At 33.3% G+C, this 23,438-nt stretch carries 14 protein-coding genes; 1 reads left to right on the forward strand and 13 read right to left on the reverse strand.

What is annotated here, in order from left to right; all coding sequences use genetic code 11:
• Positions 1 to 5: 5 nt before the first annotated feature.
• From bglX to AB3G39_RS16535, 11 genes are all read right to left on the reverse strand, one after another.
• Positions 6 to 2,228: a beta-glucosidase BglX gene (bglX, locus tag AB3G39_RS16485; RefSeq protein ID WP_369765727.1), complete on the reverse strand. Its 2,223-nt coding sequence runs from the start codon at positions 2,226 to 2,228 to the stop codon at positions 6 to 8.
• A gap of 42 nt (positions 2,229 to 2,270) precedes the next feature.
• Entirely contained in the window at positions 2,271 to 3,191 is a 921-nt protein-coding gene (locus AB3G39_RS16490; RefSeq protein WP_367773455.1) for an alpha/beta hydrolase, read from the reverse strand.
• A gap of 14 nt (positions 3,192 to 3,205) precedes the next feature.
• A complete protein-coding gene (locus AB3G39_RS16495; RefSeq protein ID WP_369765728.1) occupies positions 3,206 to 4,633 on the reverse strand; it encodes a glycoside hydrolase family 30 beta sandwich domain-containing protein in 1,428 nt (475 codons plus the stop codon).
• A gap of 1 nt (position 4,634) precedes the next feature.
• Positions 4,635 to 5,483, reverse strand: coding sequence for an endonuclease/exonuclease/phosphatase family protein (locus AB3G39_RS16500; RefSeq protein WP_369765729.1), 849 nt, complete (start codon positions 5,481 to 5,483; stop codon positions 4,635 to 4,637).
• An 80-nt stretch (positions 5,484 to 5,563) separates the two neighbouring features.
• On the reverse strand, positions 5,564 to 6,628 hold the full coding sequence (locus tag AB3G39_RS16505; protein ID WP_369753086.1) for a glycoside hydrolase family 16 protein: 1,065 nt from the start codon (positions 6,626 to 6,628) through the stop codon (positions 5,564 to 5,566).
• 55 nt (positions 6,629 to 6,683) lie between these two features.
• Positions 6,684 to 8,429, reverse strand: a complete 1,746-nt coding sequence (locus tag AB3G39_RS16510) for a cellulase family glycosylhydrolase (RefSeq protein WP_367773447.1) — start codon at positions 8,427 to 8,429, stop codon at positions 6,684 to 6,686.
• A 36-nt stretch (positions 8,430 to 8,465) separates the two neighbouring features.
• The gene (locus AB3G39_RS16515; RefSeq protein WP_367773444.1) at positions 8,466 to 9,932 is read right to left on the reverse strand and encodes a glycoside hydrolase family 30 beta sandwich domain-containing protein; all 1,467 of its coding nucleotides are present in this window, start codon (positions 9,930 to 9,932) and stop codon (positions 8,466 to 8,468) included.
• A gap of 11 nt (positions 9,933 to 9,943) precedes the next feature.
• Complete coding sequence (locus tag AB3G39_RS16520; RefSeq protein ID WP_369753083.1) at positions 9,944 to 11,407, reverse strand: glycoside hydrolase family 30 beta sandwich domain-containing protein; 1,464 nt, start codon at positions 11,405 to 11,407, stop codon at positions 9,944 to 9,946.
• A gap of 169 nt (positions 11,408 to 11,576) precedes the next feature.
• Complete coding sequence (locus tag AB3G39_RS16525; RefSeq protein WP_367773441.1) at positions 11,577 to 12,440, reverse strand: PKD domain-containing protein; 864 nt, start codon at positions 12,438 to 12,440, stop codon at positions 11,577 to 11,579.
• A 17-nt stretch (positions 12,441 to 12,457) separates the two neighbouring features.
• The gene (locus AB3G39_RS16530) at positions 12,458 to 13,975 is read right to left on the reverse strand and encodes a RagB/SusD family nutrient uptake outer membrane protein (RefSeq protein WP_369765730.1); all 1,518 of its coding nucleotides are present in this window, start codon (positions 13,973 to 13,975) and stop codon (positions 12,458 to 12,460) included.
• Positions 13,976 to 13,989: 14 nt separating this feature from the next.
• Entirely contained in the window at positions 13,990 to 17,097 is a 3,108-nt protein-coding gene (locus tag AB3G39_RS16535) for a SusC/RagA family TonB-linked outer membrane protein (RefSeq protein ID WP_369753082.1), read from the reverse strand.
• Positions 17,098 to 17,416: 319 nt separating this feature from the next.
• Between AB3G39_RS16535 and AB3G39_RS16540 the strand changes: the two genes are divergently transcribed.
• Positions 17,417 to 20,290, forward strand: coding sequence for a triple tyrosine motif-containing protein (locus tag AB3G39_RS16540; RefSeq protein WP_369765731.1), 2,874 nt, complete (start codon positions 17,417 to 17,419; stop codon positions 20,288 to 20,290).
• Positions 20,291 to 20,352: 62 nt separating this feature from the next.
• On the opposite strand, the gene murF is transcribed toward AB3G39_RS16540, so the two are convergent.
• Both murF and gldJ read right to left on the reverse strand, forming a co-directional pair.
• Positions 20,353 to 21,636 (reverse strand): UDP-N-acetylmuramoyl-tripeptide--D-alanyl-D-alanine ligase, encoded by a 1,284-nt coding sequence (murF, locus tag AB3G39_RS16545; protein ID WP_369753080.1) that lies wholly within the window; start codon positions 21,634 to 21,636, stop codon positions 20,353 to 20,355.
• Between the two features lie 69 nt (positions 21,637 to 21,705).
• Positions 21,706 to 23,388, reverse strand: coding sequence for a gliding motility lipoprotein GldJ (gldJ, locus tag AB3G39_RS16550; protein ID WP_367773431.1), 1,683 nt, complete (start codon positions 23,386 to 23,388; stop codon positions 21,706 to 21,708).
• Positions 23,389 to 23,438 lie beyond the last annotated feature (50 nt).

Here is a 23,438-nt window from a genome sequence, read left to right on the forward strand (position 1 = left end):
TAAAATCAATTCGTTAATTCAAAACTATCTCTCAAACGGATATCTGCCGAAGACGAACCAATCATCAAATCAAAATCACCAGGTTCAGTTATCCAATGTAATGCTGCATTGTAAAAAGACAATTTCTCTTTGTCAATATGAAACTGGATTGTTTTACTTTCTCCCGCATTTAATTTTATTTTTTGAAAATCTTTCAGTTCAATAATTGGTCTTACCACTGAACCCACTTTATCTCTTAAATACAATTGAACTACTTCTTCTCCAGCTATTTTTCCTGAATTAGTTATGGTTACCGAAACTTCAATTGTTTCATTGCTTTTTATTTTATTCTGAGATAATTTCAAATCAGAATATTTAAAAGTAGTATAACTCAATCCATAACCAAAAGGAAAACGAGGACTATTTTTTAAATCAATATATGCCGAAACATAATTAGTTGCCGTTTCGTTTGGCGCAGGCCTTCCTGTATTAAAATGATTGTAGTAAATTGGAATTTGTCCCTCTTCTCTTGGAAAAGACATTGGTAATTTTCCCGAAGGATTGTAGTCTCCAAATAAAACATCAGCAATCGCATTTCCTGCTTCAGTACCTAACCACCATGTATAAAGAATAGCAGGGACAGTATCAGCAGTATCATTAAAAATCAGTGGTCTTCCAGCATTGATTAAAACTACAACTGGCTTTCCAGTTGCCTGAATGACTTTTATTAGTTCTTCTTGAACTCCTGGTAAATGAATATTACTACGGCTTTTAGCTTCTCCGCTCATATTCCAACTTTCACCAACACTTAAAACAACAACATCAGCTTGATTAGCTACAGCAACTGCTTCAGCAAAGCCTTCTTTAGTATCTCCAGTTGTCTCGCATCCTTTGGCGTAAAGCAACTGAGTGTTTTTACTAACTTTATTTTGCAATCCTTCCCATTGAGAAACTACTTGTTTATCATAATCCAAATCAGGCAATTCAACAGCCCAAAATCCCATATTCTGTTTGTGTTCTTTAACTAATGGTCCTATGAAAGCAATCGTCTTAATCGATTTTGAAAGTGGTAAAATAGCATTGTCATTTTTTAATAAAACGATACTTTTTGCCGCAACTTCTCTTGCTGTCTTTCTATGTTCTGGATTATTTAATGCTGCTTGCTCCCTTTCAGGATTACAGTATTTATATGGATCATCAAATAAACCCAATTCGAATTTTTTACGCAAAATTCTTTTTACTGCATCGTCAATCAAAGCAATTGGCACTTTGTTTTCTTTCACCAATTCAGCCAAATGATAGCGGTAAGCATTACTTTCCATATCCATATCACTTCCTGCAGTTATTGCAGCCAATGCAGCTTCCTTATTATCTTTTACGTAACCGTGATTGACCATTTCTCCAATAGAACCCCAGTCAGAAACAACAAAACCTTGAAAATTCCATTTTCCTTTTAAAATATCTCTTTGCAAATACTTATTTCCAGTAGCTGGAATCCCATTAAGATCATTAAATGAATTCATAAAAGTTGCTGCACCAGCATCTAATGCTGCTTTAAATGGAGGCAAGTAGGTTTCCCATAACATTCTCTCACTCATATCAACCGAATTATAATCTCTACCTCCAACAGCTGCGCCATAAGCAGCAAAATGTTTTACACAAGCCATAACTGAATTCACATCCCCTAGTTTCCCTTGAAAACCTTTAACTCTGGCAGCAGCAATTCTTGAACCAAGATACGTATCCTCGCCAGCGCCTTCCATTACACGTCCCCAGCGTGGGTCACGAGCAATATCAACCATTGGAGCAAATGTCCAATGGATTCCACTTGCAGCCGCTTCAGTTGCTGCAATTCTTGCCGAAAGTTCCATAGCATCTAAGTCCCAACTAGCCGCTTCGGCCAAAGGAATTGGAAACGTAGTTTTGTATCCATGAATAACATCCTGTCCAAATAACAAAGGGATTTTAAGACGGGATTGCATCGCCAATTCTTGATATTGTCGCGTATATTGAGTTCCTAAAACATTCAACATCGAACCTATTAAACCCTGCTTAATTTCTGTTTCCTTATTTAGATTAATCGTTATAGGTCCGGTTGCCTGGTTATTACCAGTATATTGATTGAGTTGCCCAATTTTTTCCTCCAATGTCATTTGCTTTAGCAATGCATTTACTTTTTGATCAATTGATTGTTGTGCAATCCCTATAAAAGAAATCATCAACAAGATTAAAGTGGTTCTTTTTTTCATTTTTTTTTAATTGTACTTTAATAATAGTATTTAGTTATAAACTTAATTACAAAACAAATATTTAGACTTTTCTGCTTTAGATGAAGGTTTTACAATATGGTTTTGAAATTTGTTTCCTGCTAAAACCTCTTTTAAAAATTCTAAAACATAGTGCGGTTCTTTCTCAAATAAATAGCCTGAAAACTCATGCCCTCCACCACAAAAAGTAATTAATTCAATCCCTTTATTAAATTGTGATGCATAATTATATACTGAATATGAACCAAACAACATCAACCATCCAGAGGAATTAGTTGGACAAGTATGGTGCGCAGCTGTTCCATAGGGAACTGTTCCGTCAGCACTACCATGAGCCAAAAGCATTGGAATACAGTTTTTTTCAGTAATCAAATTCAAATCCATAATGGCACCTGAACCTCCCATAAATCCAGCGTATTTAAAATTATCTGGTAAATTATTTTCATATAAATTCATTAATTTATAATCCCAATAACTAGCCTGAAAACCAATTTCGGCACCTGCACTTATTCCACTTATAAATACTTTAGAAGCATCAATATTATAATTATCCGCATTTTTTATCAAATACGAAGTAGCTTGCCACATATCACTCACTCCAATTTGAATGGCTTTAATTTTTTCGGTCAAAATACCATCACAACTAAAGTTTTTATCTTTCATATATAAAGTATAAGAAATACTTGCTGCCGCATACCCATTTTGAGCTAGTAGTTTACAAAACTCTTTTCCGCTAGTACGATCCCCTCCAGAAAATCCACCCCCAAAAGCAAAGAGTATTAAGGGTGTTTTTTGATTGGTTTTCTTTTGAGGCAAATATAAATCCAAATCCAGTTTTATGGTGTCGTTTTTGAAATAAGTTATCGTTTTAACCTCTTGTGATATAGCATTATTGATAATAAAACAACTCAAAAACAGTGTGCAAAAAATCTTAAATCTCATCATTATTTTTTTATTTATTACCAAATATAAGTTGCTACCGCTCCAGAATTTAAAGTCGTAGTAACCCATTTATTATTGTATTTAATATTAAAAGTTTCATTATTTTCTCCATCATTCAAAACTAATAAAACAGTTTTTCCTCCAGAAGTTCTAAAAGCCACATTAGTCAGATGATCAATTAAATTACTAGCAATTCGAGTTGAACCATCAGGAATAAACTTAGAAGCATGAGCAATAATATAGTACCCCACTTCTCTTTTAATTACTCCTTTTTTATCAATCATCAACGCTCCTTTACAAGTGCTACAACCACCTGGTGTAAAAGGCCTATAGAATTCATCATTGGCTAAGCCCCAAGATAGCGCATTTTTACTCCAATTTCGCATGGAACCAATCACCACGTTTTTTTCACTCCATCTTAAATCCGATTCAAAACTGCTCCCCGAACCTGTGTATTGTTCTGTGAAATATACCTCTTTATTAGGAAAAGCGTTGTGCACTGTTGACAGCGCACTGATGTCTCCTTCGTACAAATGAAAAGCTGAACCTGTAACAAATGGCAATGCTTCAGGATCATTCAAAATGGTCAAAGGATATTCTGGCTTATTACAATTATGGTCGTAAATTACGATTTTTGTTTTTAAATTGGCTTTTTTGAAAGCAGGACCTAAGTTATTTTTTATAAAATCAGCTTGCATTAAAGCAGTCATTAACAAACTTGGATTATTCCCCGGGTGCAAGGGTTCGTTTTGAGGTGTGATAGCATCAATAGTAATTCCTTTTTCACTCATACGTTGAATGTATTTTACAAAATACTCCGCATATACTTTATAATACTGAGGAAGTAAACTGCCTCCTTTTGTATTTCCATTGTCCTTCATCCAAACAGGTGGAGACCATGGCGATCCCATAATTTTAATCGATGGATTTATTGCTATAATTTCTTTTAGAAGTGGAATCAAATCATTTGCGTCTGAACCAAAATTAAAATGCTCCAACTTCAAATCGGTTTCCCCTTTAGGCATATCATCATACGAAAAAACAGCCTCATTCAAATCGGACGCTCCAATGCTAATTCGCAAATAGCTAATCCCAATTGCATCCTCTTTATTACCAAATAATTCTTGTAAAAGGGCCGCTTTTTTTGATTTTTCTAATTTATTGATAGCCGTCACACTTCCTCCTGTTAAACTAAAGCCAAAACCATCAATCGTTTGGAATTTTTGAGAGTCATCAACATCAATTGTTGGATTCGAATTAGCAATAGTATTGAATACCAAGTTTTTTTCTTGTTTTTGCAATAGCACCGATTGATCACTTTTAGTCATCCAAAAAGAAACTTCATGAGTCGTTTCCATTGTTTTCCTTGAAGGGCTACAATTGTATTGAAGGGCAATTATAGGCAACAATAACAAAAGCTGTATCGTTTTTAATCTTCTTTTCATATTATTTTTTAAAGTTAAGTTCTACTAAAACCGGCAAATGATCTGATGGGTATTTCAAATCCTTGGAGTCACTCAAAACAGCATATTTCATTACATTTAAATTATTATTTTTTGATATAAAAATGTAATCAATTCTTTTAGTTACTGGCTCATTATGTTTAAAACCATTGAAAGTTCCTTCAGGTCCAAAAGGTTTATTCTGTGAAAGGTCCTTAGTATCATCCATTACTTTTTGCAACTTGATTATTCGATCCTCATTAGGTTCTGTATTAAAATCCCCCATGAAAATTACTGGATATTTCTTCGCATTTAGCGATGCAATTTTAGAAAGAATTAGCTCAATTCCTTTGGTTCGAGCCATTTCTCCAATGTGGTCCAAGTGGGTATTAAAAACCCAGAAAAACTGTTTTGTTTTGTTATCCTTAAAAAGAGCATATGTACAAACTCTATTACAAGCCGCATCCCAACCCATTGAAATTTCATTGGGTGTATCTGAAAGCCAAAAAGTGCTAGAATCCAGTATTGTGAATTTATCTTTTTTAAAATAAATATTAGAAGACTCTCCTTTTCCAACCCCTTCTCTTCCCATGCCTACATTATTATATTTCAAAAGTACATTTGAGATATCAACAACTTGATTGGGGGTAGCTTCTTGAACTCCAAAAACATCCGGCTCATGGAATTGAATTTGTGATGTAAAAAAATCTTTACGATGAGTCCAATCATTTTCTCCATCACTACTTACATCCAATCGGATATTGTACGTCATAATCTTTAATGATTGCGCTGGTAAAACTGTGCACATTGGACCAAAAATCAGAAGAAAAAAGATGTTTTTTAAATTTTTCATTTTATCAAATTATATATAGATAAGATTGTTCGAATTACAAAACAGCAGCCAAAATATGGGCAATAATAAACAATAAAACCCTAATTATAAACCCTAACATAATCAATTTCAAAAGTGGAAGATGTGAAATTGGGATCAACATCACCTCCCCAAACGCCTCCCATAGCTAAATTTACTATTAGATAAAAGTTTTTATTGAATGGAAATTTATCCGAATTTTGAAAAGTATAATACAAGACATCATCAACATAAAACTTAATATCGGTAGCAGTCCAACTTGCTTTATAAATATGAAATTCTGTATTACTATTAGGAACTTTTATAATTCCTGTATCAGGCGTATTTCCTGATCTTCCTGGTGAATGCAACGAAGAGTGATTTTGATTTAAATTTTTTCCCACAGATTCTAAAATATCTAACTCTCCACAAGCTGGCCATCCAACACTACCAATATTACTACCTAGCATCCAGACAGCTGGCCATGTACCAACTCCAGTAGGTACTTTTGCTCTTATCACAATTGTACCATAAGTAAATTCAAATTTTCCATTGCTTTCTATTCTTCCAGAAGTAAACTTCCCTTTACCATAATCTTCTCTAAGTGCTGTAATTTTCAAAAGGCCGTCTTCCACTTTTATATTCTTTGCACGGGTGGTGTAAGATTGAAGTTCGTTATTAACATAACCCGGATCCCAAGTTTGCAAATTCCATTTAGAGACATCAGGAGCTCCATCTACATTAAACTCATCTGACCAAATTAAATTTAAAGCTACATTAACCACCACCACAACCGAAGAACTAATAAAATTTACTCCATTATATGCTGACACATAAACCGTAAATGTATTAGTTCCTGCCGTTTTGAAAGTATATGAATAATCTCCAGAGGTTTGTTCAATCGTTTTTCCATCAACCAATATTTTATAAGAAACCGCGTTATTCGCCGTGATTTTAAAATTCACTACGCCACTCCCATCTCCATTAGGATTTGCAGTAGATGTACCAACAACTGTAGCTTTAACCGATAAATTTGACGGCACAACTACAGGCACTTCATTTGAAGTTCCTCCATTGTCGCTACAAGACAGAAATGCGAATAGCAAAACAAAAGATAACAATGTTATTTTATAAGCAATGTTTTTCATTATAAATAATATTTTAAAGATGTTGATTTCTATTGATTGACCTTAGTGTAAATAGTTATTTTTTACTTTTTATAAATTCAAAATAATTAAGATTAAAACCTCCTTTGTCAAAAGCTACTTTGATTTTATTTATTCCTTTATTTAAATCTAATCCATGCAAAACAACCGTTTTCCATACCGCATCACCACCCGTTCTTGGAAGTTTTATACCCGATGATTTCATTCCATTTTCCATTTCAAAATGTAGCTTCCCATCTGCTTTTGAACTTGCGTATCGAATTGCAACATCATACGTTTTTTTTGATTTTGAATCTAATGTAAATTGCAACCACTCCTCATTTTCTATAAATGAAACTTGGAATCCATTTGAAATTGCATCCGTACATGGTAAAATATCAACTCCGTCATTACGCATTGAATTTCCTTTATTCCACTCTTCAAAAGTTCCCGTATCCACTTTATAATTTACTACATCCTTATCAAAATAAGCAAATCCATTGGTACCCAAATCGTATTCGGTCGCAAAGATTTTTCCTAGTAAATTATGTTTTTTATAGGCCTTTGTTTCATTCGTTTGCACTTGTCTAAACATCGCATCAACGACATCTGGCTTGACGGTCACATTTTCCATTTTAAAATTTTCCGCTAACTGCATCAGTGCTATTTTAGCAAAATCTGGACTGGGTTTCATTCCGCCATTTTTCCAATATTGAAGTAAAATCTCATAATCAGGATTCTTTTTAACTGAGGTAATTCCTGCGATATTTTCTATTTTTTTCATTGGCCAAAAAGCCCAACCTATATTATTGGATTCTACTAAAGAAATAGCATCTTTGAACCAAACATTAGAATTTTCACCACTTTCTCCCAACCATATTGGAACATTGTATTGCGTTCTATAATCCAACATTTTCTGAATCGCACCTTGTGTATTGTGGTTCCAATATTTATGAAAACTCATAGCCATGTTATCATCCCAAAGCGGAAAAATTCCATTGTAATTGTTGCCCCAGCAATTGCCTTCAATAATAATTAAGTGATTCGTATCTACTTCTCGTATTGCCTTCGTAATATTAACTTGAAGTGCTCTTAAAGGCCCATTTGAAGTTTCATCACATCCATTATTATTGGTTCCCGTAAAATTCCAGTTGGGTTCATTTATAATATCATACCCACCAATCCACGGATTATCTTTATAGCGTACCGCCACTTTTTTCCAAAAGGCAATCATTTTATTTCGATTGGCTTCGCTTTCCCACAAAGACGGCTTAGACGTATCATAATCGGATATATTAGCGTCTCTCCCTTGCCCTCCAGGAGCGGCGTGAAGATCTAAAATTAAATACATTTTATTTGCCGCACACCATTCTAGTAGATGATCAGTCATTGTAAAACCTTCCTCAAGCCATGTATTCTCTCCTGCACTTTTTTCTTCTTCAACAGGTAAAGTATACAAGTTATAATGCATGGGCAATCGAACTGAATTAAATCCCCAAGTCGCAAGAGAATCAATATCTCTCTTTGTAATTCCGTTTTCTTTATATGCTTTATAGAAATCTTCGGTACTCTTTTCACCAATTAAATCAGTGATTTTTTGTTTTATAACATACTGTGGTCCTGCAAATTGATCGGTCTTGAGCATATAGCCTTCTTGAACCATCCAACCACCTAAACCTAGACCTCTTAGAATTAGATTCTGCTCATTCCCATCAACAATATTTTGCCCGTTAGTATGTAAAAACCCTTGACTAAAAGACGCAATTGAGAACAATACTGTAATTATTAAAGCTCCTTTTTTCATATACTAATTTTGAGTTTAATGTGTTTTAAAATTTCATTACCATGCATAGGTTCCCACTGAACCTGCATCTAGGGAAGTTGTTATCCATTTTCCATTGAACTTAATATTAAATAAGGTGTTAACAGTACCGTCATTCTCAACAATTAGAACCTTTTTCCCTTCGGGAGTTATAAAAGCCACATTATTTAAATCACCACTAACATTACTTCCGATTCTTATAGAACCAGCCGGAACAAATTTAGAAGCGTGAGCAATAATATAATAAGCAACATTACGTTCCAAACTTTCACTAGAATTAACGGTTATGGCACCTTTACAAGTCGAACAACCCCCAGAGGTGTGTGGGCCAAAAGAACCTGAATTTGCTAGGTTCCACTCTAATGCATTTCTACTCCAATTTCGCATAGAACCAATGATTATATTTTTTAAATGCCATTTTAAATCTCCTTTAAAATCACCCGTAGAAGCCGTAAATTGTTCCGTAAAATAAATGCTTTTAGTTGGAAAAGCATCGTAAACCATAGAAAGTGCACTAATATCTCCAGCATATAAATGAAAAGCAGTTCCATTTACAAAAGCAGCTGCATCAACATCGCTTAATACGGTGTTAGCATATTGTATATTATCACAATTATGATCATAAGCAATAATTTTTGTAGTGATGTTTGCTGTTTTAAAAGCGGGTCCCAAATTTGTTTTAATGAAATTAGTTTGTTCTATTGCTGTCATCTCCATACTTGGATTGTTCCCTCCATGCAAAGGTTCATTTTGAGGAGTAATCGCATCGATTGTAATTCCTTCCCCTTTCATTTGTTGAATGTATTTCACAAAATATTGTGCATAAACTTCATAATATTTTGTTTGCAAGTGTCCTCCCATAAAACTGTCTTTATCTTTCATCCAAAGAGGCGCTGACCACGGTGTTGCTACAATCTTAATCTTTGGGTTAATCAATAGTATTTCTTTCAATAAAGCAATAACTCCATTTCTGTCAGGATCCAAGCTGAATTTTGCTAAAGCCAAATCAGAATCCCCAGTTGGTAAATCATTATAGGTAAATGGAGTAGCATTCATATCCGATGCGCCAATACTTATCCTGATATAACTGACCCCAATTGCACTTTCACCAGATCCGAATAATTCCTGTAAAAGGTCATTTTTCTTTGAAGAAGTCAGTTGATTAATGACATCTGCACTACCCCCAGTTAAAGTATAACCAAAGCCATCAACTGTTTGGTATTTTTGGGCTTCATTTACTTCTATACTAGCATAACCGTTAGCCGAAGTTCCAAACCCCAAGACACCTGTTTGTTTTTGAAGTTTTACGCTTTGATCTCCTTTAGTCAACCAAAAATCAACTTCATTAACCACTGTCACAGGAGGTACTGGTGTTGGCGGTGCTGGCTCTGAACCACTATCACTTGATGAAGAACATTTTACTTGCAGAACTATTGCCGTTATAAAAAAGGTAATCTTAAGTACTCTTTTTAAATACTGATTCATATTGTTGTTTTTTAGTAGACTAATGTTTGAATAGCATGAGCTGGGATTTGCACTACTGTTTTCTCTGAAGCTACAAATAAATTATAGGTGACTTTTTTGTCACTTTGATTCATTACAATAGTGACCATTTTACCATCTGTATTCAAAAAAGAAGTACTTAACAAACTGCTTCTGCTAACTGCTGTACTTACTCTTTTGGCATCAGGACGAATAAATTTTGAAAAATGTCCGATGTAATAATAGGAAGGAGTATAGATTAATTCTCCTGTATTAGTATCCGCATGAATCGGTGCAAAACAGAAATTTCCAACATGATTAGGACCACCATTTTGATCCAATAAGATATTCCAGTCCGTCCATCCTACAGTTCCATTATTAAAATCATTAATCATAGAAATGCCATAACGCTCTGCATTAGGCCAAAATTGATATTTTTTAGCATCGAATTTTTCAATGCACCCTTCAGTAAAAAGTAATTTTTTATCTGGATATGCTTCATGTACTTTGCGTACATTATCAAACATTTGCGCTCCACCTGCCCAAGTTTCATACCAATGAAAACCCATACCCCAAGCATATTTTGAAGCTTCAGGATCAGAAAAAATAGTATTTGCTCTTTGATTCATTAAATCACGATTGTGGTCCCAAACCACAATTTTTTTATTACCAAGGCCCTCTTTTGCCATTATTGGTCCCAGAAAGTTTTTCAAGAAATCGCGCTCAGCTTCAGCTGTATATACACAAGACTCCCACGTTTGGACCGCCATTGGCTCGTTTTGTATGGTAAGCCCCCAAATAGGCATGCCTTCTTTTTCATATGCCTTAATAAATTTAGCATAATAGTTTGCCCATGCTTGATAAAACTCTGGCAACAAAATGCCCCCTTTTAGCATATTATTTGTGCTTTTCATAAAAGCTGGTGGACTCCAAGGAGAAACATAGGTCAATAATTTCCCTCCAGCCGTTTTGATTGCTTCTTTAAGCATTGGAATACGAAATTGCCTGTCATGCTCAATAGAAAAAGTCTTCAAAGACGTATCCCCTTCCTTGATATAAGTATAACTTCCATTGCTGAAATCAGAACTATGAATTGTTGTTCGTAACAAAGAATAACCAATTCCTTTGTCTTTATCATAATATGCATTCATGAGTTCCTGCTGTTTATCTTTGGATAATTTAGCATAAACTTCAGCACTAGCATCAGTTATTGCGCCTCCAATTCCCATGAATTTTTGAAAAGTTTTAGATGGTTCCACAAAAACTGAAATTTCTGTTTCAAAAGGTTGTCCCGCAGGCATAAAAACTAAATTATCTGTGGGAGTTAACCTTAAATCCGTACTATCTGCAGTAGTATATACCGTTATTTTTTTTCCATTAGTGATAAATCCTTGCTGTTCTTTTTTAAGCGAATGCTGTTGTGCAAAAGCAGTAAAAGAACAGAATAAAGCAATGACTTTCAAGCTATAATTTTTCATTTATTGTTATTTTTTAATTAATAATTATTTGATAATAAAAGTCTCAAAATAAAGACTCTAAGTTACAAATAAACGTAATGTTTTATTTTAGTTTTAAAAAAATAGCCCATAATCAAATGAGAATGGGCTATTTCACCAACTTAAAATTCAAACCTAACCTAACTTCCCTTTAATTACTGCCTCGCATTTCAACGTTAGTTATTGAAATTCCAGTAGTACCAATGTTTTCACCACCACATTTAATTAATAAATAAACGGTTCCCGCTTCAGTAAAACGAACCGTATTTCCAGATCCAACACAACCTACAGTTGATAATTTACCTGAAAATACAGCTGTTGCGCATCCGTCCCAAGTACTCAATCCCATTCTTCTTCCATCTGCACTATAATCTGTGTTTTGAACTGGTGGTGTTTTGGAAACATATACTTCAAACCATGTATTTATAGCTCCACTACCAAATACTTTCATGTCAATTTTATAATCTTTGTTGGCTTGTACTTGGACTGCTTGATAAATTCCTTGCTGATTCCATCCCCCACCTTTTACGGTAGCACTTCCTTCATTAAATGACCAACTCGTTCCCGAATCACTAATTTTTAAAATAGTCCATTTATCATGATCTGTTGCGCTTTGAAATTTTCCGCCTTGAATAATATTCCCCGCGACTGGGTCAGAAGTTGCAACTACAATATCCTTAGTGGTTGCATTCATAGCTCCACCTTTACCAATTGCAGTATGTGTTACCGTATAGGTCCCAGCATCCGGAAAAAATACGGTTTCAATCATTTTGCCTGAAAAAGTACCTTCCCCAATATCCCATTTTGAAGCAATTACATTTGCTTTCTGAGCACTTAACGTAAATTTATTTGAAGCTCCTTCTACAGGCGTGACTGTAAAGGAAGCATCCACATTAGCATCAGTAAGACCATTACCGACACCAACTGCATCAGGTTGACAACTATTTAGTGAACATAATGTAGCCAAAGCAAACATTAGGTAAACGCCTCTATTTAAAACTATTTTTAATTTCATCTTATTCATTTTTAATATTAGTTGTAATTAGGATTTTGAACAATTTTAGTATTTTCCAATTCTTTCAAAGGAATAGGCCAAATTTCATTTTTACCAGTTGTAAATCCTTTACTCGCTAATGCGGCAGCTGCTTTTCCTGTTCTTACTAGGTCAAACCAACGATGACCTTCTCCTGCGAGTTCTAATCTTCTCTCGGCTAAAACAGCATCCATAGAAACAGGCACAGAGCCCAAGCCTACTCTTGCTCTAACCGCATCTAATAAAGCTTGTGCTCTTGCTCCAGTTGCACCAAGTGCTTCCGCTTCCATCAAATACGTATCAGCCAAACGGATTGCATATACATTTTGCTTATAATTTAAAACTGAAGCGCCTCCACCTGTAGAAACATCTGATGTTAATGGCATAAATTTTTTCAAAAAGTAACCTGTGTCTTTATATCCAGGAGAATAATCCGCCTGTCCTGCCGCTTTTAATGCTTTCATATCAACAATGGTTGCATCAAAACGAGGGTCTGATTTTAAGGCATCATACAAATTTTGAGTCACTGTATTGAAACTCCAGCCCGAAGCATAATCCGGAGCCGTAGAATTAGAAGGTCTAGAAAAACTCCTTGGCCCAACCATTACATTAACACTGTTTCCTTCATCTGATCCTGATCCCCAATTACCCCAATCTGCATTACTTTTATCTGTATGGGTAATTTCAATAATTGCTTCTGAATTAAACTTGTTATTTATAGTCCACAAATCTGCAAATTTATTTAGCAATTTATAACCATACATACTCGTGCCCCCTGGTGTTCCATTAACTGAAGCAAATGCAGCAGCTGCTTGAGTATTTTTCCCTTCATATAAATATACTTTTCCTAATAAAGCTTGAACTGAACCTTTAGAAAAACGTCCTCCTTCATTTGCTAAATCACTTATTGTATTAGGCAAATTAGGTAATGCTTCTGTCAAATCTTTTTCAATTTGAGCATAAACATCATCTGAACTAGCTTGTAAAACATTATATATTTCACTAGTAGCTATTGGTTCAGTAATTAATGGGACATTCTTAAAAGTTCGCACTAATTCAAAATAATAATAACCGCGCAAAGCCTTAGTTTCAGCAGTAAATCTTGCTTTAGTTGCATCATTCATCGGCACATTAGGCAATTTTTCAAGTAGAATATTTGCTCTAAAAATACCTTGATAAAAATCATTCCAAAAACTAGCAGGAATTGTAACTGGGCTTATCGAATAATCTGAAAAAGATTGAATTCCGGTACCATCAGTTGCACCACCACCACCAGCATAAAAGTCATCTGATCCTGCATTTAACATACAAATCATATTCTCAAATCCTTTTGACTGTTTCCCTAAAACGTCATATACGGAAACCAGTCCTGAATAAGCCTCAGTTTCGTTAGTATAATAATTATCTTCTAATGCTGTCCCTTTTGGTTCCACATTTAAAAATTCCTCACTGCATGATGTTGCTGTAAAAAGTACAACAGAAGCAATAAGTGAAAATTTTATATTTTTAAGTTTCATAATAATATCTTTTATTAAAATTGTAAATTAACACCTAACATGAATGTTCTTGCTTGCGGATAAAATCCTCTATCAATTCCCATTACTCCTCCACCAATTTCAGGGTCATATCCTGAATATTTTGTGAAAGTGAATAAATTTTCGGCAGTTAAATAAATTCTAGTTTTGCTTAAACCTGCTTTACTAATAGCGTCGCTTGGCAAAGAATACCCTAACTGAATTGTTTTAAATCTTAAATAATCACCATCTTCAAGATAAAAATCAGAAGGATTATTAAAGTTTTTATTCGTGTCATTTGTAGTCAATCTTGGAAAAGTATTTGAAGTTCCTTCTCCTGTCCAACGTCCTAAAGCTGATGTTTGAAAATTGGCATTCCCAATATCTAACCTACGTAAACCTTGAAAAATTTTGTTCCCACTTGCTCCTTGGGCAAAAACTAATAAATCGAAATTTTTATAATCTAAATTAATAGTAAAACCAAAAGTATATTTAGGAATTGGACTACCTAGGAACTCTCTGTCATCTGATGTGATCTTTCCATCACCATTTACGTCTTTCCAACGGAAATCTCCAGGTACAGCATTAGGTTGAATTAATCCACCATCTGCATTAGTATATTCATTAATCTCTGTTTGATTTTGGAATATCCCTGCCGTTTTAAAACCATAGAAAGCATTATATGGTTGCCCCACTTGAACTCTTGTAATAGGGTAAGTACTTGACTGAATAGTTTGCCCACCAGATAAGAAATCAATACCGTTCCCTAAATAAGTAACTTTATTATCTAAATAGGAAACATTCGCATTAACGGACATATTTACTTGACCAATTTTTTTACGGTACCCCAACTCTAAATCAATACCTTTATTTTGCATATCAGCTACATTCCCAACAGGATTTCCTGTAGAACCCACATAACCAGGTATCAAAACATCTTGCAAAATGCCTGTTGTCTTTTTATCATATAAATCTAACGAAAGATTAAAATTTTGAAATAATGTAGCATCAAATCCTATGTTAGTTTGACTTGTCTCTTCCCATTTCAAATCAGGGTTAGAAGGAGCATTCGGACTATTACCTATAGTTACAGAACCCGAATTCCCAATAGTGTAATTTCTTCCACCTCCAATTGTAGCTAAATATCTAAAATCACCAATAGCATCATTACCTGTAACACCATAACCACCTCTAAATTTCAGTTGATTAACTACATTGTTTTCCTTCCAAAAATCTTCTTTTGAAGCTACCCAACCTAATGAGAATGAAGGAAAAGTTCCGTATCTATTATTTGATCCAAATCGCGAAGAACCATCTCTACGAATAATACCCGTTACCAAATATTTTTCTTTATAATCATAATTTAATCTAGAGAACAACGATGTTACAACATGTTCTGATCCAGTATACGCGTAAGAGTCAATCTGGTCTTTTGGAACACTATAATTAAATGAAGCATCTTTATAGCTAGTAACAGGAATATTATAATACGTTACACCGCTCCCACTAGTAATATTATCAACATAAGCACCCTGACCAACTAAAATACTGAAATTATGACTATTGATAAGTTTAGAATAAGAAGCTATATTTTCTATATTCCAACCAAAGCCAGTATTTGTACTTCTTGATATATTATTTTTGGCTACAATATTTGAAGCATTCAAATAAGATATTGGAGTAAAGCTTTCACTACCCCAATAAGCTAATTTTCCCCCAAGAGTAGTTCTAAATTTTAAGCCACTTATTGGCTCAACTTCTAAATAAGCATTACCAACAAAATTGTCAGACCAACCATAATTCCCTAATCTTGTTTGAATATACGCCAATGGATTAGACATTTCTTGACCAACAAAAGAGGAAATACCATAAGGATTACCATTAGCATCTCTAATTGCACCTGTATTTGTGTAAGGAGATTGATTTGCAAGAACTGGATCTCTTTCTACAATTGGTGTCAATGGATCTAAATTGATTGCAGAACTTAAAGGTCCTCCAAATTCACTATTAGTATTTCCTAACCCTACATTTTTCTCTCTAGAATATCCCAATGTTTGACCAAAAGTAATTTTCTTAGTGATTTTATGTGTGGAGTTTAACCTAATATTTTTTCTGATATAGTTGGAGATATCAGTAGCGACAATTCCTTCTTGATCCAAAAGACCAAAAGACAAATAGAATGTTGATACTTCATTTCCACCACTTAAACTTAATTCATGTCCAACACGTTTTGCATTATTATTAAAAATCGCTGATTGCCAATCGGAACCTACACCAAATGATGCTGGGTTTGAAAATTTAATATCTCCACCACCTGCTACTGAAGCCTCATTCATCAAAGTGGCATATTGAGTAGCATTTAATAAGTCTAATTTTCTAGCAGGAGCCGATATTCCAGTGTAACCATTATAATTGACACTGATTTTTCCAGATTTCCCTTTTTTTGTTGTCACAAGAATAACACCTGTCGCTGCTCTTGCACCATAAATAGCTTGTGAAGCAGCATCTTTCAACACCTCTATTGAGGCAATGTCAGATTGATTCAAATAACCTATACCACCAGCGTCAACCACCACTCCATCAACAACCCAAAGTGGCTCATTGTTTCCGAATGTAGTAATACCACGAACTCGAATAGTTGCAGAAGAACCAGGTTGTCCAGAGTTTGCGGCTATTGTCAAACCAGAAACTCTACCTTGTAATGATTGCTCAACTCTTGTAATTGGCAAATCTTCTAAGTCAGAAGCTTTAATGCTTGAAATAGCTCCTGTTACAACACTCTTCTTTTGAGTACCATAACCTACAACAACAACTTCATTCAAATCTTGAGATTGCGATGTTAATTTTATAACCACTTGAGAACGCCCTTTTATTGATTCTTGAACAGTTCCATAGCCAATATAACTAATTGCTAAAATGCCATCTGAAGGCACTTGCATTTGAAACTTTCCATCAAAATCTGAAGAGGCTGATTTTGAAGATCCCTTTAATAAAATCGATGCCCCAGGAATTGGCATACCACTTTCATCATTTACTATTCCGTTTACCACAATGTCTTGCGCTTGTGCGTAAATCGAGAATAATAGAGATGAAAAACAAAAAATAAGTAATTTTGTTAATTTCATTTTTCTATAAATTTTGGTTAATTATTTAGTAATTTGAAACAATAGTAGGGTTATTTTTTTGTTATTAATATTTATTAATCACTACAAAAACACATCAAAGCCAAATAACTAACTAAACAAAAACACATCAAATAAAAATTAAAACTTTAATTAACAAGAGTTTACAAAATAACAATAGCTATTATCAAAAAGTTAAATCATTAAATAAACCCTACAATTATTAAAATTGAGGTATTTTAGCTAATAATCTCGTTTCACATTACAAAAACTAAGACTTTACAGCTGTCATTACAACTTATAACGAGCCAATACAATAATTATGAAATCTTCAAAATTCTACGTTTTTTTTGCTTTGTTTTTATTTTTCACAACGATAATTTTTGCACAGGTAAAAAATATTGGACTGCCAGATATACGCAATTATAAAAGAACCGATTACAAAGGAGGAACGCAAAACTGGAATATTGATCAAGATAAAAACGGCAATTTATATTTTGCCAATAACAATGGGCTTTACCAATTTGATGGAACATCGTGGAGAAAATACATTTTACCAAATTCCACTGCTATCAGATCTTTAAAAATAGATAACTCTGGTAAAGTATATGTAGGGGGATATAATGAGTTTGGTTATTTCAAACCTAATTCAAAAGGAAAAATGGAATATGTTTCTATATCAAAATTGATAAATAAAAAGCAAGTCAAGTTAATTGATTTCATTTGGAAAATACACATCGTTAATAAAGCAATTATCTTTCAATCCTTTGGAAGAATCTATAGTTATAAGAACAATCAACTTAAAATAATTGAAGCTCCTAATAGATTCCAATTTTCATTCCTGGTAAACGACCACTTATACCTTCAAGAATCTTCTCTTGGAATAGTAGAATACAAAAATGGTGTTTTAACCCCCTTAAAAGGCACTACAGATATCAATAATACTGAAATTTGGGGAATGTTCTCTTTGCCAAACAACCAATTACTAATCACAACTTTAACTAAAGGGCTTTTTATATATCAAAATGGAAAAATGGCCCCTTGGAATACGCAAGCAAATTCCTTTATTAAAAAAAATAGCTCTCTTGGTGGAGTAAAAATAAAAGACAATTATATACAACTAAATTCCGTACTAGATGGAATTATAGTATGTGACCTAAACGGGAAGATCATACAACATATTAATCATACTAAAGGCCTACAAAACAACACTGTTCTAACTTCATTTATTGACAGTAAAAAAAACTTATGGCTTGGCCTAGACAATGGAATTACTTTTATAAATGAAAGCTCTCCAATTACTTATCTTGGGTTCAGTTATGGCTTAAGTACTGTTTATGCTTCAGCACAATTCCAAAATAAATTATATGTAGCTACAAACCAAGGTGTATTTTATCAATCTTGGGAAAATACAATTAGAGAAGATTCATTTAAACTAGTAGAAGGCACAACTGGTCAAGCTTGGAACTTACAAATAATTAATGATCAGTTACTATGCGCCCATAACAGAGGTGCATTATTAATTTCCGGAAATAAAGCAATTAAAACATTAGACAATAAAGGTTATTTTGGTTTTAAAGTAATTCCAAATAAAACAAACTTTATAATAGGAGCAAAATACAATGGTTTTGCCATATTTGAAAACACAGCAAGTGGATGGCAATTTAGAAACAAAATCGAAGGTTTTGAAAAATCAGCGAACACTTTTGAAATAGATGCCACGAATTTATGGCTGAAAAAGGATGCTGTTTTATATAAAATGACTTTATCTCAAGATTTAAAGAATTTTGAAAACATAAAAACATTCGAAAACCTATCTAAAAAAATAAAAGGAATAGGAAGTATTCATCATTTAAAAAATAACATATTCTTTCAAACGAATAATCATTTTTACCAATACTCAAATCAACAAAAATCCTTTACTGAAAACAAATCTGTAAGTTCCATTTTCAAAAATATTCCAAACATCAATTCAATAACCGAAGATAAATATGGCAACATTTGGTACGTATTTAATGAGTCACTGGGTATGTTGAAGCTGAATAAAAAAGGGCATTATCAAAATAAAGTAGCAGAGTTTTCGAATATGACAGGGAACCTTGTAAATAATTACCTATCGGTTACAACAATAGATCCTTCAAATGTTTTTATTGGACTAACCTCTGGTTTAGCGCACTACGATCCCAATATTACTAATAATTTAAAAATCAAACCAAACGTATTTATACGTAGTTTTTCTTTTTCGAGAGATACTTTGGTATTAGGTAATGGTAATAAAACAATAGAGAATTACGAAATTCCATACTCTTCTAACCATGTCCGATTTACTTTTTCATCCCCTACATACGACAACATTGAAAGCGTAGAATATTCCTATCAATTAGCCGGATTTGACAGCAAATGGAGCAATTGGTCGACTATTTCAATAAAAGAATATACCAATTTAAGAGAAGGTGATTACACCATGAAATTAAAGTCGAGAAATAGTTTTGGAATACAATCTGAAGTAGCCATTATTAATTTTTCTATTTCGCCACCATGGTATAGACATTATCTAGCCTATTTAGGATACCTTTTACTTATTATTATAGCAATCTATTATATTCGTAAAAGGGTTCAAATGAAAATTCGTAAAAACAAATATTACGAAACCATCGAACAAAGGCGATTATACCTTGAAAAAGAAACGAAAATACGTCAAGAACAATTTGACCTAGAAAAAGAGATTGAAAAATTAAAAAATGACAAACTTCAAATTAAGATCTTAGCAAAAGATAAAGAGCTAGTAAACAACTCCTTACAGGTTGTGAAGAAAAACAAAATTTTAAACGGGATAATTCATAAACTAAAAGACATAAATATTGATACATTAGATGAATCGACAAAATCTCAATTTACAAAATTGAACAGAAGTATTACAAAAGAAGTAAATGCAGATAAAAGCTGGAAAGATTTAGAGAAACACATTAAAAATGTACATTTTGATTTTCTAAAAAGATTAAAAGAAAAATACCCGACAATTTCACCGCGAGAATTAGATTTATCAACTTATTTACTGATGAATATGTCAACCAAGGAAATTGCCGAAATCATGAATATTTCTAATGGAGGTGTTGAATTAGCCAGATACCGTTTAAGGAAAAAATTAGAACTTAATAAAAAAGAAAATTTAATAGGTTTCTTAATGAGTATATAAAATAAAAAGGATATTATGACGTACATAATATCCTTTTTTAAAAGATGAGTAATAGTTTTTTACTATATAAAATCCAATGTCCTTTCTAATGCCATTCCTCTTGAACCTTTTATAAGGAGGGTGCTGTCTATAATTTTGGTTGTTTTTAAATAATTTGAAAAAGTATCAAATGAGTCATAAAAATAAAAATTACTCTTATCTATTCTAGTGTCGTAAAATGCAGAACCGATAAAAAAACATTGAATAGAGTTTTCTTCTAGTAGGGAGTCCACTAATTCCTTATGCTCTTTTGCACTTTCATTGCCCAGTTCAAACATATCTCCCAAAATCATTATTTTATTTGGCTTTTCCAATTGTAAAAAATTAGAAATAGCCACAGCCATACTACTTGGATTTGCATTATATGCATCCAAAATAATTTCGTTAGTCTCTTTTAACAAGAGTTGAGATCTATTGTTTTCAGGAATATAACTCTCTAGCGCTTGTTTTATAGGTATATTTTCGACTCCAAAGAACTTTCCTATAGCAAGTGCTGCATTCAAATTATTAGCATTGTAAAGCCCTATCAAATGAGACTGAATTATAATGTTCGAAAATTCAATTTCCACAAAAGGATTTGCTTTAACTTCTGCAATACATACATCAGCATTTTCTTTATTTAGACCAAAAGAAAAGGATTTTAGCAACTTTGATTTTTCAACTTGAATTGGATCTTCCAGATTTATAAAAGCTAATTTATCGTTTTTTGCTAAGTATTGATACATTTCACTTTTCCCTTCAATTACGCCCGCAACACCTCCAAATCCTTCCAGATGTGCTTTCCCAAAATTAGTAATATATCCGTAATCAGGTTTAGCTAATTCACATAAAAATTCAATTTCTTTTTTATGATTAGCTCCCATTTCAACGATTCCAATTTCAGTTTCTGAAGTAAATGACAATAAAGTTAAAGGCACTCCAATATGATTGTTGAAATTCCCTACAGTGGCTTTTGTATTGTATCTTTTTGAAAGCACAACTTGAATTAACTCTTTTGTAGTAGTCTTTCCGTTGCTACCAGTAAGAGCTATAATAGGTAACTTTAAATAGCCCCTATGAAATTTAGCTAATTCTTGTAAAGCCACTAAACTATCATCAACAAGTACTGTTCGCTCATCAATATAATAAGACTTATCATCAATAAGCACATAAGAAGCTCCTTTTTCTAAAGCTTCGCTAGCAAAAGTATTCGCATCAAATCGCTCCCCTTTTATGGCTACAAAAAAAGAATTAACACCAATCTTACGTGTGTCAATTGAAACCGATTTACATTTTAAAAATAAACTATGAATGTATTGGATATCCATATAAAAAGGATTAAAAAAAGCAAAAGCCCTAATCAAAGGGCTTTTTACTTTTATAATTATATAAAAAAATTAATTTCTAGCTGATTTTCTTTTTTCTGCCTTAGGTCCTACTCTAGACATAGCACATCTAAATCCAATATAGTCAGTTGCCATATCCTGTGGAAAATACCTTCTTTGAGCTGGGTCTAACCAATACGCTCTATCTCTCCAAGAACCTCCTTTGTAAACTCGTACTTCATCGTTTATCAAAGTAGTTCTTTTACTAGACTTATCGTATTTTCTAACCATCATACCTAAACTGTCTGTAGTAACATTATGTTTAGGAGAATTATACATATTCTTATCCGATTTTGCTTTATCAGTATCTGACTCTGATTCACCAAAGTTATAATATTTTGAAGATTGCTTATCACCATCTCTATAATTAATATTATTACTCTTATCAAAATTTTGTCTCAAGTACGTTTCGTTTTCATCAACTGGCACTTGTGCAATTTGACCCGGAAAACTTCTTACAATAATTTTACCATTACTAAGAGTATCTTTTTTCATAGTCTCTAGAGTAACAATTTCTACTTTCCCATCTTCTCCAATTTTGTTTTTAGTGTAACGATTTCCTCTAAAGTAGTTAAAATCATTTGACTCATTATCAATAATTGGTCTGTAAACATCGGCAACCCATTCGGCTACATTTCCTGCCATATCATACAATCCAAAATCATTAGCTGGATATTTTTTAACAGCATTAGTGATATCAGCACCATCATCAGACCATCCTGCAATTCCACCGTAATCTCCATTTCCTTGCTTGAAATTGGCTAATTGATCCCCTTTACTTTGTCTTTTTCCAGAACGGGTATAACTACCAGACCATGGATATTTCTTTTGCCCTTTATAGATATTATATTCTCTTTGACCTACATCTGCAGCTGCAGCATATTCCCATTCTGCTTCAGTTGGAAGTCTATATTCAGGTAAAAGTATTCCTGAAGAACGTTGTGCATAAACATTTTTAGCTTCAACAACCTTACCGTCTTTACCTGCTTTAGGGCTTTTTCTACCGGCTTTAGATTTTAAAACAATTTCCTCATTACCACCATATGTCATTGTTGGAGCTTTTAAATACGTTTCTGTACTAAAAGAAGCTTCAGCTGTAACATCTTGCGATTTTGCATTCTTTTTTAAATAACCATTCTTTTCTAAAATTGCTTCATTTACACGATCGGTTCTCCATTTACTAAATTCAACAGCTTGAATCCAATTTACCCCAACTACAGGATAACTTGCATACGCAGGATGTCTCAAGTAGTTATTAGTCATGGTTTCATTATAACCCAATCTATTTCTCCACACTAAAGTATCTGGTGAAGCTCCTTCATATATATATTTATAGTTCTCTTCTGTTGGAGGAAAAACATTTTTCAACCAATCTAAGTACTCCAAGTACATAAAGTTTGTAACTTCTGTTTCATCCATATAAAAGGATTGAACATGTTGTTGTGTTGGTGTGTTGTTCCAATCATGCATAACATCATCTTCCACTTTACCCATTGTAAAAGTTCCTCCTTCAACAAAAACCAAACCAGGTCCCGCTTCTTGTTTTTTACTACTAGAAGCTTTCTTGCTATCTACATTCCAACCGGTAGCTCTTGATGCATTTTTTGAACTAGATTTTTTACTACAACTAGCAAAACCTACTATCATTATCAACGATAACATCAATCGAAATGCCATAATTTTGTTTACTTTCATACTCTTTTAAAGGTAATAATTTAAGTGATGCAATATAATAATTAACGATT

The organism is Flavobacterium sp. WC2416, from assembly GCF_041200095.1.
In the GTDB taxonomy this organism is placed as follows: domain Bacteria; phylum Bacteroidota; class Bacteroidia; order Flavobacteriales; family Flavobacteriaceae; genus Flavobacterium.

Coding starts and splice junctions, on each gene's coding strand:
- bglX (WP_369765727.1), bottom strand. CDS start 2,228: ATGAAAAAAAGAACCACTTTAATCTTGTTGATGATTTCTTTTATAGGG.
- AB3G39_RS16490 (WP_367773455.1), bottom strand. CDS start 3,191: ATGATGAGATTTAAGATTTTTTGCACACTGTTTTTGAGTTGTTTTATT.
- AB3G39_RS16495 (WP_369765728.1), bottom strand. CDS start 4,633: ATGAAAAGAAGATTAAAAACGATACAGCTTTTGTTATTGTTGCCTATA.
- AB3G39_RS16500 (WP_369765729.1), bottom strand. CDS start 5,483: ATGAAAAATTTAAAAAACATCTTTTTTCTTCTGATTTTTGGTCCAATG.
- AB3G39_RS16505 (WP_369753086.1), bottom strand. CDS start 6,628: ATGAAAAACATTGCTTATAAAATAACATTGTTATCTTTTGTTTTGCTA.
- AB3G39_RS16510 (WP_367773447.1), bottom strand. CDS start 8,429: ATGAAAAAAGGAGCTTTAATAATTACAGTATTGTTCTCAATTGCGTCT.
- AB3G39_RS16515 (WP_367773444.1), bottom strand. CDS start 9,932: ATGAATCAGTATTTAAAAAGAGTACTTAAGATTACCTTTTTTATAACG.
- AB3G39_RS16520 (WP_369753083.1), bottom strand. CDS start 11,407: ATGAAAAATTATAGCTTGAAAGTCATTGCTTTATTCTGTTCTTTTACT.
- AB3G39_RS16525 (WP_367773441.1), bottom strand. CDS start 12,440: ATGAAATTAAAAATAGTTTTAAATAGAGGCGTTTACCTAATGTTTGCT.
- AB3G39_RS16530 (WP_369765730.1), bottom strand. CDS start 13,975: ATGAAACTTAAAAATATAAAATTTTCACTTATTGCTTCTGTTGTACTT.
- AB3G39_RS16535 (WP_369753082.1), bottom strand. CDS start 17,097: ATGAAATTAACAAAATTACTTATTTTTTGTTTTTCATCTCTATTATTC.
- AB3G39_RS16540 (WP_369765731.1), top strand. CDS start 17,417: ATGAAATCTTCAAAATTCTACGTTTTTTTTGCTTTGTTTTTATTTTTC.
- murF (WP_369753080.1), bottom strand. CDS start 21,636: ATGGATATCCAATACATTCATAGTTTATTTTTAAAATGTAAATCGGTT.
- gldJ (WP_367773431.1), bottom strand. CDS start 23,388: ATGAAAGTAAACAAAATTATGGCATTTCGATTGATGTTATCGTTGATA.